The organism is Reticulibacter mediterranei (genome assembly GCF_016587455.1).
In genome coordinates this window covers 8,334,795-8,346,973 of record NZ_BNJK01000001.1, presented here as the reverse complement: position 1 = coordinate 8,346,973, position 12,179 = coordinate 8,334,795, and the positions used below count along the sequence as shown (strand labels likewise).

Genomic DNA, 12,179 nt, shown 5'->3' with positions numbered 1-12,179 from the left:
AACCTGCGGACGAAACCAACTACGAAGCCAATCTATGCATCCACGCCTGCCATGCGAGCAAGCACTTTAAAGAGAATGGCGAAATCATGCTTTTCCAGCCCCATTGCGCGGGCCGCCGTTAGAAACTCATTGCTCACCGCCGTCGTCGGCAGCGGCACATCAAGTGCGATCCCCATCTCCAATGCCAACCGCATATCTTTTTGCATCATATTGACATCGAACCACGACTCCTCCGGTTCCTCAAAAATGAACGGGGTACGATAAGCGAGGGAAGGAGAGGCAATCACGCTGTTGAGCATCGCTTCATGGGCCACTTCGCGGGGAATGCCACCCTTTTCAGCCAGCAACAGCCCTTCAGAGAAACCCAGTAATTGGACGGCCAGATTGAGATTAATCGCGATCTTCATCAATACCGCTTGCCCGTTATGCCCAACATAGTTGACTTTCGGGCCAATATTCTGCAAAAGGGGCAATATCTGCTCAAACACAGCCTTATCGCCGCCCACCATCAACGAAAGTTTACCCTGTTCAAGCGTAATGACGCTGCCGGAGACGGGGGAGTCGAGCATAGAGGCACCCTTTGCGGCAACCTGTTTGGCGAATTCTTTGGATGCAGCGGGGCTGACGGTACTCATATCGACGTAGACCTTCCCGGCACTCAATCCAGCCAGGACGCCATCGGGTCCATGAAATACCTGCTCAAGTGCGGTGGTATTTGTGACCATTGTAAAAACGACATCGGCGGCTTCGGCAACCGCACGGGGCGTATCGCGCCACTCCATACCAACATCAAGCAGCCATTGAGCCTTCGCCTTTGTGCGATTATAGCCGATCACAGTATGTCCGGCATCCAGCAACCGCTTAGCAACACGGCTTCCCATCGCACCCAGACCAATAAAACCAGCACGAACCATAAATAAAACCTACTTCCTCACTATTGCAATTCCTGTGCGGTAAGTAGTAGCCTCTCAGAGCAACTTAGCATCGAGACGCACGACGTGTAAGGACATGCTATACGTCCTCACCGATTGAGGAGACACGCGCGTTTTCTGCCTCCCATTCCGTTGGATCAAGGCCAGATGCAACATCAGCCCGCACCTGCCGCAGATGAGCATACATCGTCTCGCGAGCTGCCGTCGCATCGTGTCGCAGAATGGCATCAAGCAGGCGCTTATGATGAACCTGGCCGCGTTCGGGGCCACCAGAGACCATGAAGATCAGTTTGCGCTGTTCGCTGAGGAGATCAACAATCGAATCGACGAGGGAAAGCACAACAGGGTTCTGCGTGGCTCTGGCCAGAGCGCGATGAAAGCTATTGTCGGCAGCGATGTAGCTATCGGCGCAGGTGAGATGCTCATCCATCAGCGCAATCGCCTCGCGCATGGTGGCAATCTCCTCTTCGCCTGCTCGCTCAGCCGCCATAGCAGCGATGCCCGGCTCAAGCAGTTCGCGCACTTCCACCAGACTCAACAGATTGCCACGCTGCCCAACCCGCATCATCAGGCCCAGCGAATGCCGCACAGCCTGCATCGTGCCATCGATCACCCGCGTTCCCCGTCCCGGGCGCATCTCCACCAACCCCTTCTGCTCCAACAGCTTCATTGCTTCACGAATCGCCGTTCGGCTCACGTGAAACTTCTCAGCAAAGGCGCGCTCGGTTGGCAGGCGATCTCCACTGCGCAGTTCACCGCTCAGAATTAACTGCTCGATCTGTTCAGCGACCTGCTCATAGATCTTCGTCGGTCTAATCGGTACATACATAGGCTTCCCATCCAGGTTCCTGAAGCTCCACATACACAAACAGGAAATGTCTTATCAGTTTCCTACCTACAAGCACAGGTATACAGAAATCGTCTTCTTTCCTGTCCACCTGGTCTGTTTATCATACCAAGTTTCTCTTTATTCAATACCATATGCGAGCTTCTTCTGTCAATTCGTTTATGGCCGAACGCCCGTCACATGTTCTATCAACATTCTAAAGACCTCGATATTCGGCACCGCCCTCAAGGGGACTGAGGCCCAGAGAAGTAGCTTCCCTGATTGCTTGATCGTGACGCGGCCCCTATTGTCATCGATATTGATGCTCTTGATCTCGCCCCAGTGCAACAAGCTGGATCGATGATACAATCCTTGTGGCACCACTACCAGCGGCCCAAAGATAGCACTACTCGTCGTTCGATAGGTACTCAAAATCAGGGGATAGAGATAGTGAGCAGTCTCCACTTCAATTGTTTTCCCAAGCTGGCGCACGTTCGAAAACGTTTGATCCAGCGTTAGAGAACTACCATCAAAGCAGTTCACTGTATAGTGGTGTCTGAACGTGCTCCCTCCCTCTGAACCCGAATGCTCCACAACGTTATGTTTCACTGCCTCTATATCCTGCCAGCGCATCGTCTGAATTGCAGAACCACGCCCCACATAAATCAGGCCATCATCATAGATAAATACGTGCAACACGCGATTCCGATAGATTCGCCAGAAGTTCCAGAGCGCAAACCCAATCAGGAGCAAACCAACAACAACAAAAGCCAGCGTCAACGGCTCTGTCGCATGAAACACGAACTGCCAGACTCCAACCGTCCAAGCAACACCAAATACCAGTGCCACGGAACAGACGATGATCTGACGAGACGTAGAAGGTTTATATGTAGCTTTATGATTTCCAAGTTGATAATTTGCGCCAAGAAATGAGGGATCAGCCATTACTTGCTGAGATTGCAGCATATGCGTCTCCTTTATTTACCAAAAATGCCCAGCACAGAAAATGTTGTCTCTGCACTAGCGCCTCTCATAGTAATAAAGACGCTCATACCTGTTCTAATTACAGCCTCTAGTATAGCCTGGACGGCATCAAGCGGCCACACGTCCCCTTCCTCCCTTGGCCCCGCTTGCTATCTGGTAAATTAACTCAAGAGTGGATGGAACTTGAGAACTGAAGGATGGGAATCGCCATGAAGTCATCTCACGCATCCCGCGCCAAATCTAGTTTCTTTTCACGAGAGACGTGTAAATTGGCCGAATTCCACCCGCCCTTGAAGTGAGTTATGAAGAAACACGGCTGAAAATTGCCAGTTCTTTTTCTGGGTTTCGGATAGACTGGAGCTGAGCGGCTGAGGGTGCGACGGGAAGTCTGCTTGAGGCCGTGGAATTACCATTCATACGGTCTCAGGAGGTTTTTCTATGTCCCAGTGGCAGGTGGAACATTATCGCGCTGTTTTTCGCAACACGTCTTTCCGCAGATTCTGGCTTGGTTTTACTTTCTCGGCGGTGGGTGATGCAATGACCAGGATCGCGCTGATCTGGTTTGTGTATCAATCGACGAAATCCGCTCAGGCAGTTGGCATCTTGCTTCTCTGTTATACCGGCCCGGTGGTGGTTGGTGGATTATTTGCTGGTGTGTTGCTGGATCGCTTTAACCGGCGCGTGGTGATGTTGATCGATGCTATTTTCCGGGGAGCCGTGGTCGCCCTGATACCTCTTTTCTACTTCTCGGGTCATCTCGCGTTCTGGCATATCTATCTGGTGGCGGGTGTGTATGGTTGTTTTATGATGATCTCATTGGCGGGCGGGCCTTCTCTCATTCCTGGCCTTGTCTCTCAGTCGCAGTTAGCGACCGCGAATGCACTGGAAACCCTGAGCTATACATTAAGTGGGGTGTTTGGACCGCCTATCGCAGGTCTGCTCATTGCTCGGTTCGGCGCTCCTTCGGTAATGATTATCGATGTATGCTCGTATATTACATTCGCTCTGGCGCTGGCGAGGGTGGATGTCAAAGGTGAGCACGAGGAGTCAGCGCGGGAGTGCGAGGTGGTCTATCGATTTCGTGATGCGGTCTCTCTTGTGCTGCACAACAGAGTACTGCTCTCTACAACACTGATGTTTATACTGTTTAACGTGGGTGAAGGATTTCTCTCGGTGTGGCTGCCGCTCTTTGCGGTTCAGACGCTGCGAGGTGGACCTGACCTGTATGGTTTGCTGTTGGGGACACTGGCGGGAGGTGAGGTGATTGGCTCTCTCCTGGCTGGCAGCCTTGTTTTCCCTCTTTCTCTGGGCGCGCTGATCTGCCTGGCACAGGTGCTTTCAGGTGCATCCCTGATCCTGCTGCTTCTGGGACCCAGTATCTGGTGGACCGAGGCGGGGCTGGCGCTGCTCGGGCTTTTTAGCGCGCCACTCACCATCTGGGCGCAGACCCTGCGTATGAAGATCATCCCCGAGCGGTTGCGCGGACGTGTTTTTGCGCTCTTACGCACATTGATGCAAAGCAGCGGCCCACTGGCCAGTGGGGGAGCTGGAGCGCTGCTTTTGATTGTAGGGATACCAGCAATAATTGGACTTTCGGCAGTCCTTGTGGGCCTGCCCGGCGTGTTTGGATACGCGGTCAAGCAACTGCGTTCACCAGCAGAGCCCGTGCAGTCGGCAAAATTGGAAGTTGTTGAACGCTCCTGAAGTAGGAGTCGTTGGAAGAGTGCCCGGGATACTGATGCTGTTGTGGGTGATGTAGGCCCTTGGGTGCAAAATCGGTCCACCTTCGGTTAATTTACCACTATCACCTTTCTCATCATGTTTTAACAAGTATCGCCCCGGATGTCGTAGTTGCGCTATTTATCGCGCATATGCAAGATTGCGCGATAAATAGCGCAACTACGACATCCGGGGCGTTTACAGAGCAAAGAAGAGAACCTTCTCTTCGGGGTCATGGTATAGGTTGCTAGATCAATTCCAGATCGCGTGCCTTTGCAACGGCCTGGACGCGTGTCTGCACACCTAATTTCTGGCAAATATGCTTCACATGCGCTTTGGCAGTGCTGACTGCGATTATCAGCGCCTCCGCGATCTCCTGATTCGACATGCCGGACGCGATCAGTTGCAAGACTTCGTATTCGCGTTCGCTCAGTCCCGCATCGCTCTTCCTTCCTCCGCTGCACTCAAATGCATCTAGCAGTTTGCGCATCCAGACACGAGCACGCCCCGGTACATCTACCTGCTGTAACAGATCGAGCATCGGCTCGCCAGCATCGAGAAAGATGCGCATATAGCACTCTAATCCACCCATACATGCGATCTCGCTCACGATATGGCCCGCTCTTTGCCGCTCACCCCGCCTGTTTACAGCAATCGCTTTCATCGCCTGGATTGCCAGCAGCGTTTTTATCCGTCCATGTTGTTGAGCAAGCTGTGCGGCGGGTTCGAGCAGTTCCAGCACAGCGTCATATTTTCCCTCAGCCAACCAGATTTTCGCCAGCATGAGGCGTTCTTCGGCCCGCTCTGGCCCAGGAGCGTGTTCAAGGCTGACCTCCGGGTCGATAGCTATGGGAAGCAACGCTCGTTTCGCACCCCCTATATCGTGCTGCAAGAGCGCAAGATGAATGGCGGCGGCAGCCCTTTGCTCTCTCAACCAGGTTACTCTCCCGACCATTGCAACGCGCTCAGACTTCCACAAATCCTGCCAGGCGCGCTCAATTTCTCCTTTTGCAGCATAGATCAGGGCAAGCACACAGTAGCCAGATAATAACACTTTGATCTCGCCGCTGCACTCGCCCAACTCTATCCCGACCGTCGCATGGCGCAGTGCCTCAGAAAGCTCGTTGCGTTCGTAATATAGCTCTGCCAGGCCGATATGAATCACACCAGTTGCCGGCACACTGACCTGTTCTGTCTCGCCAGCGAGATGAAGCGCTTGCTGAAGAATTGCCTCAGCCTCGGTCATGCGTCCCTGCTCCAAACAGGTTGAGGCGAGATAACGGCTCGAAAACATAGCGGTACGCAGACTTCCCAACGCCTGGCTGATATGCAACGCCTCAGAAAGCAAGCGATAGGACTCGTCGAGTTCTAGAGGCGCTCCTCCAATAGAGAAGGCAACGTCAGCCCTTAACAACGCTCTCTCTTTAGGCAATTCTTGTAAAGCCTGCCGTGCAAAGACCCTAGATTGTGGTACGTCGTTACGAAAAGCGGCAAGTCGAGCATGAAGCGCGGCAATATCGCCTCTCAACGCGCTTGCCATCTGCTCTTCGGCTCTTCTCTCGATAGTTTCTAGCAGCGCCTCGACATCCTCCTGATTCTGCTGACCGCCAAGCAGCAGCGACCACGCATAGAGTATCAATAGATGAAGATTTTTTTCATACGCGTTGGACGGAAGTTGCTGCAACCATGTAAACAGCCTGCGCACCTCGCCCTTACGCCACAATATTTCCTCCCCTACGCGCTCAATAATCCGGGTGGAGCGCTCGATATCATTCGCGGCAAGGGCATACTCGACGGCCTCTTCAAGCATTCCCTGCTGCTCGTAGTAACAGGCAGCACGACGCTGCAATTCCACGATCAGTTCGGGTGTACTCCGCTTCAACTTCTCCTGCAAAAACTCGCGGAACAAAGCATGGTAGCGGTAACAGCGCCGCTGCTCATCCAACGGCACCACAAAGATATTTGCGCGCTCGATATATGCCAGCATGTTTTGCACGCCGACCTCATCCTCGGTGGTTACAGCGGCACATAACTGCGAGGTAAGCTCCGGGAACATGGCGGTGGACAACAAGAATTGTTGCACTTCGGCAGGTTGATGCGCGAATATCTCTTCGGCAAAGTAATCAAACAGAGAACGCTGGCTTCCCGAGAGGCGCTGTAATACATCATCCGGTCGCTGTTGTCCACGCAGGGCCAATCCGACCAGATACAGGCCAGCCACCCAGCCCTCGGTGCGTTGCTCTAATAGCGCCCGCTCATCGGCAGAGAGCGTAATGCCCATCGTTTCACGCAAGAAAGACTCGATCTCGCCCTCGCTCAGCCGTAAATCATCGATGCGCAGTTCAAGCAACTCGCCATACATCCTGGCACGTCCTAACGCCAGCGGCGGCTCACTTCTGCTTGAGATAACGACATGCATATCAGGAGGAAGATGCGTCAAAAACATCTCCATTGCTTCGTGAATCTGCGGATTGGTGATGGCGTGGTAATCGTCCAGCATCAGAACGCCACCTGGCTGACTATTCAACAAGGCAGCAAGAACGCTCTCGATAGACATCTGAGGCGTGGAATACAATGGCATAGAGAGATCGATATCTTCCCTCTTCTGCTCGCGGTGTAATGCATTCCAGATAGCGCTCCAATAGCGGCTGGGATCATTGTCCCGCTCATCCAACGTCACCCAGGCAACGGCTTGCCCTTGCTGACGCTTGCACCGCTCGTACCACATATTGAGCAATGTTGTTTTGCCGAAGCCTGCCGGGGCCATAATCAGCGTTAATCTCACGCGCAAACTTGCCTCCAATCGCTCAAGCAGTGCAGTTCGCTCGACCATGCGATAGGTTCGCATAGCAAGTGGGGGCGGCGCAAATTTCGCAGCCACGATTGGATGTGCTGGTAGTGATGCGCTCTGGGAGTCGTGGTTTGGCACGGATAGTTGTGATGTGACGGCATGCAGGCGTTCAAGGGTTAGATCTTCGCTGCGCCCGATATACGTTTTTACCAAACGTCCTTCCCGGCTGCGATACGCGATCCAATACCATCCTCCTCGTTTCCGGCGCTCCTTGCGCGCAGTAAACGATCCCGTTTCGTTGACAAAGTAAAACGAACCGTTCTCTTCATCCGACAACCAGGAGTACCACTGCTGCGACCCAACTGGTACAGGGCTGTTCCTGCTTGTGGGCAAGACTAATATATTTTGCTCAACGCGTGGAGTTGTGCGTGCCATATCTCACCTCGCTGCACACAAAAATTGAGAAGACCGAAAGCTCAGGCACCGACAGCATATATGCTCATCGCATCCCTGTCAATGGAAGAACAGGGATGCATGTACGACAGCAGGAAGTTTATGACTATAAGACTTCCTCTGAACAGACGAATTCAGCATATTGTTGCTGAGTTCGCACAGGGAAAGATTTGTGCAACAGACCTATCAGGTTACGCAGGCCGGGACGCGCCAACCGGGTACATTGCAACTCGACATAGATGCGCTCGCGATCCTGGGCCTCTCGCACCGTTTGTTCATGAACTATACGTAAAGCTTCATACGAATGATACACGTTCAATTCCTTTCTAACATGCGCCAGGCCACCTAGTACCCGGCTCCACTCTGCCCCAATTTGACCAGACGCTTCCCTGTAATTTGTATCTCTATGCCGACGGTCATCAGCAGCCGTCCGATTATCTGAATGCTCAATTGCATGAAAGTTTGTCTTGTCTGTGTGCCCATTGCGAGCTTCCGCTCATTGAGCTTTTCGCGTAGATACTTTAACGCCATTGCCACGCCCATTGCTGTATCAAGCTGGTTCATATCTCTCTCCTTGAGTTGAAAGTCAGGAAAACCATGACTCTCTCTCGCAAATTGCTTCTTGCTTGTCTTTACCAAACTTACCAAACGCTTATACTATGGACAAGATTCATGAGCGGCCTGACCATGCCAACAACAAAAAGCGACCAATAGCGGTTTTCTCGTATGCTTGACAAGACGACAGCTTCCCTTGTCCTGATGCGTTTATGACTTTCTCCTTGCACTTCAAGCCTCACCTTTTCACGAGCTAACATGAAATGCATTTGCGCTCTCGATGGGTCCATATCTTTTCCTTTATCTAGCAGCTTGCTTTTGATTACTGCTTACAACTACACATGCCTCCATCGACAAACAACCAGCATCGGCGCTAGAATAGTCAGCATAGCACTCGACATGGGCAAAAACTTCTTTGATCTTGCTCTTATGCAGATCTATTGCAGCAAATCACTGATCCTGCTCATCTGCTGATCGCTCAGAGGACCGAAACGCATGGCAGCGATATTCTCTCCAACCTGCGCGACGGTTTTGAAGCCTGGAATTGGAATTGCCGCCTGGCTCCTGGCCCAGATCCAGGCCAGCGCGCCCTGAGCAACCGTTCTCCCATCTTCGGTCAGCACATCTCTCACCGCGTCTACTTTCTTCACCCACTCCTGCATCCGGCCTTCTTTAAAGTACTCCCACCAGGGCGTATGCCTGCGCACGTCATCAGCTGCCAGTTCCCGATCATTGTGATACTTCCCGGTCAACAGGCCCATCGCCAACGGTGTCCGGCACAGAACGGCTAATCCTTGCTCTTCACAAAAGGCCACCAGTTCGTCGTTGCCGCCGAAGATGTTGAGTTGCTGTTGCACCGCCGTCGCGTGCGGCCCCCGAGCGAACAGACGCGCGACCCTGAGATCATCGGTACTCGGCCCATAGAAACGGATCTTCCCCTCGCGCACCAGTTCTTCCAGTGTCGCGATGACCTCTTCGCCTTCTGCCTCCGTCTCTATGCCGCTATGCAATTGGTATAGATCGATATAATCGGTAGACAGGCGGCGCAGGCTATTTTCACAGGCCGCTCGTATATAGGCGGGAGTGATGTTGTGACCCGCTCCTTCCCGCGTCTGTTCGTCAAACACATGCCCAAACTTGGTGGCGATCACAACGGCATCTCTCTTACCTGCGAGCACTTTACCCAGGAGACGCTCGCTATGACCGCACCCATAGAGATCGGCGGTATCAAAAAAGGTCACGCCTAGATCGAGCGCACGTTGGATGGCACGCGTTGATTCCGCATCATCGACCTTGCCCCAACCTGCTGGTTTCCCATCAAACAGAAACTCGCCGCCAATTGCCCAGCATCCCATACCCAATGCGCTCACCTCTATGCCGCTTCTGCCTATCGTTCGTGTCATTACTGTTGTCATCTCTCTGTTCCTCCACAAATTTTCTCTGTTGCGTTGTCTCGTTTCAGGACGCTCTCATAATACCTTCACAGCGGAGATTGCACATTCTCCAAAAGGTGAAAATCTGAGGAGTATTGCAACATTCCAGAGACGTGGTAATCCGGGCCTATCATTAAGCCTCTCTACTCCTTCCTGGATGTCCAAACTTACCCAACGCACTCATACTATTGTTATAAGCAATGATATTGACCCATCGCTTTTCCAAACTTACCCAACATATTCTCCGGCAAACCTCCGAAAATTCCCGGCTGGCAACCCTTGACAAAGCTTTTTTTGTTATGTACACTTTGCTCTATGCACACGTGTGCATAACCAATCTTTATTTTTTCGAGTCCCTCATTTCGTTGCTGAAGTGTTGTTGCTCACTGACGAGAGGCGAATCGCATGCGGCGACAGGAAGTATCTATTGCGGATATCGCACGCTCTGCCGGTGTTTCTCATACCACCGTATCGCGTGCATTACGTGAAAGTCCGCTCATTAGCCCCAACACACGGGGACGCATCCAGCGCATTGCCCGCGAGATGGGCTATACCCCAAATGCGCTCGCTCAGAGCCTGCAAACCCAGCGCACAAGCACGATTGGCCTGGTGGTCACGACTATCGCCGATCCGTTTTTTAGCGATGTCGTCAAAGGTGTAGAAGGGATTGCACGCGAGGCCGGGTTTAGCGTCTTTTTCGGCGCTTCGCACAACGAGCCGGAGCAAGAAATGGTGCTGATCGACACCTTCCATCGTCGCCGGGTGGATGGTATCCTCATCGCCTCCTCACGCGTCACCAATTACGAGCAGCGGTTGGACCATATCAGAGTTCCCACTGTGTTGATCAACAGCCAGGCACAATCGCAGCATAAATTGTTGTATCGTGTCGCCGTCGATGACTATCTGGGTGCTCAAATGGCTGTAGAGCATCTGTTGCAACTGGGGCATCGTGCCATCGGCTATCTCGGCATTCAGAGCCGCCCCTATTCCAATCAGCAACGCCTCTCAGGATACCAGACGGCGCTAAGAGCAGCAGGGGTTGAGTGGCGCGACGACTGGATTATGATCGCCCCCAAAGAAGAAGCCTCTTCAGGTGAGGATGTCAATGCAGGGCGCGAATTGCTCCCTAGTCTGCTTGATGCCGGGGTAACGGCGGTCTTCTGTTACAATGATATGGTGGCAATCGGTGGTTTGATGGCATGCCGCGAGCAACATATCGCGCTACCAGAAACATTGAGCATCGTTGGCTTCGATGATGTCAATGCCGCCAACTTTGTCACACCTCAACTCACGACCATTCGCCAACCGAAAGTGCAGTTGGGACAGCTTGCGATGAACGTGATGCTCGATCTGCTAGATGGACGACCTGGACAGGATCACATTCTGTCACCCCAATTGATCGTTCGCAACAGTACCACGCCCTTTACACACAATTAGAAAGGATCGTTCTGATATGCCTGCGTCACTGAAGGTTGGCGTCATTGGTCTCGGTCGCATGGGACAGCTCTACACGCGGCTACTTGCAACCCGCATCACCGGCGTTACACTGTACGCGATTGCAGAGATCGATACATCAGCACGACAGCGAGCAGTCGCTGAATTCAGCATTCCGCACGCCTGTAGTGAGGTGGAAGAACTACTTGCGCTTCCTGAGCTGGATGCCGTCGTCATCGCAACGCCCACCAGCACGCATGCCGAACTGGTCAAAGCGGCGGCTCGGGCTGGCAAGGCGATTTTTTGCGAAAAGCCGCTCGCACTGACCATTGAGGAGACCCAGGCAGTGCTGGATGTGGTTGAACAGGTCCAGGTGCCACTCCAGGTCGGCTTTATGCGCCGCTTTGACACCGCCTATCAGGAGGCAAAAGCGCTGATTGCTGCCGGTCGCATCGGGGAACCGGTGACGTTTAAGGCGGTGAGTCGCGATCCGTTCTGTCCCAGGCGCGAATTCTCCGATCCGGCGAAAAGCGGCGGGCTGATTATGGATATGGGCATCCACGATTTCGATCTGGCCCGCTGGCTGATGGGGAGCGAGGTTGAGCGCGTAACCGCCGAAGGAACCATTCTGGTCTGCAAAGAGTTGGCCGAGGTCGGCGATATCGATAATGCTGTGGTAAATTTGCGTTTCCGCAACAGCGCACTGGGCAATGTCGAAGTGAGCCGCAACGCCTTCTATGGCTACGACATTCGCACGGAGATTCTCGGCTCTGAGGGTGCGCTGCAAATCGGTCGCCACCAGCATACGCCCTTGCTGCTGTTGACGCGTGCGGGCGCTCAACATGACGTAACCCCCTACCTGATGGAGCGCTTCGGCGATGCCTATCATACTCAACTGCAACACTTCGCGCAATGTCTGCACGATAGAGTCGCGCCCGCCGTTGGTGGTGCGGATGCCCTCGCTGCATGCACCATTGCGGTGGCGGCAACGCAGGCATATCAGACGGGACAACGCATCGACCTGGCAGCATTAGCATCTTGAGGAGTTACCA

Annotated in this window: 9 protein-coding genes; 3 read left to right on the top strand and 6 right to left on the bottom strand. The window is 53.2% G+C overall.

The genetic code is table 11. The features are described from left to right. Positions 1-32 precede the first annotated feature (32 nt). From K3T83_RS35735 to K3T83_RS35725, 3 genes are all read right to left on the bottom strand, one after another. Positions 33-914, bottom strand: coding sequence for an NAD(P)-dependent oxidoreductase (locus K3T83_RS35735; protein WP_220207686.1), 882 nt, complete (start codon positions 912-914; stop codon positions 33-35). A gap of 97 nt (positions 915-1,011) precedes the next feature. Further along, complete coding sequence (locus tag K3T83_RS35730; RefSeq protein WP_220207685.1) at positions 1,012-1,761, bottom strand: FadR/GntR family transcriptional regulator; 750 nt, start codon at positions 1,759-1,761, stop codon at positions 1,012-1,014. Positions 1,762-1,938: 177 nt separating this feature from the next. Continuing rightward, positions 1,939-2,724 (bottom strand): DUF6585 family protein, encoded by a 786-nt coding sequence (locus K3T83_RS35725; RefSeq protein ID WP_220207684.1) that lies wholly within the window; start codon positions 2,722-2,724, stop codon positions 1,939-1,941. A 456-nt stretch (positions 2,725-3,180) separates the two neighbouring features. Here K3T83_RS35725 and K3T83_RS35720 point away from each other — a divergent pair, with 456 nt between their 5' ends. Next, the gene (locus K3T83_RS35720) at positions 3,181-4,446 is read left to right on the top strand and encodes an MFS transporter (protein ID WP_220207683.1); all 1,266 of its coding nucleotides are present in this window, start codon (positions 3,181-3,183) and stop codon (positions 4,444-4,446) included. 262 nt (positions 4,447-4,708) lie between these two features. Here K3T83_RS35720 and K3T83_RS35715 read toward each other — a convergent pair whose 3' ends face one another. The 3 genes from K3T83_RS35715 to K3T83_RS35705 all read right to left on the bottom strand — a co-directional run bounded on the left by K3T83_RS35715 (position 4,709) and on the right by K3T83_RS35705 (position 9,675). Then, positions 4,709-7,687 carry a winged helix-turn-helix domain-containing protein gene (locus K3T83_RS35715; RefSeq protein ID WP_220207682.1) on the bottom strand — a complete coding sequence of 993 codons (2,979 nt, stop codon included), beginning with the start codon at positions 7,685-7,687 and terminating at the stop codon, positions 4,709-4,711. A gap of 363 nt (positions 7,688-8,050) precedes the next feature. After that, positions 8,051-8,269, bottom strand: coding sequence for a hypothetical protein (locus K3T83_RS35710; RefSeq protein WP_220207681.1), 219 nt, complete (start codon positions 8,267-8,269; stop codon positions 8,051-8,053). A gap of 428 nt (positions 8,270-8,697) precedes the next feature. Further along, entirely contained in the window at positions 8,698-9,675 is a 978-nt protein-coding gene (locus K3T83_RS35705; protein ID WP_220207680.1) for an aldo/keto reductase, read from the bottom strand. A 423-nt stretch (positions 9,676-10,098) separates the two neighbouring features. On the opposite strand from K3T83_RS35705, the gene K3T83_RS35700 reads away from it, so the two are divergent. Then, a complete protein-coding gene (locus K3T83_RS35700) occupies positions 10,099-11,130 on the top strand; it encodes a LacI family DNA-binding transcriptional regulator (protein WP_220207679.1) in 1,032 nt (343 codons plus the stop codon). 16 nt (positions 11,131-11,146) lie between these two features. Continuing rightward, the gene (gene iolG / locus K3T83_RS35695) at positions 11,147-12,169 is read left to right on the top strand and encodes an inositol 2-dehydrogenase (RefSeq protein WP_220207678.1); all 1,023 of its coding nucleotides are present in this window, start codon (positions 11,147-11,149) and stop codon (positions 12,167-12,169) included. Positions 12,170-12,179: the final 10 nt, after the last annotated feature.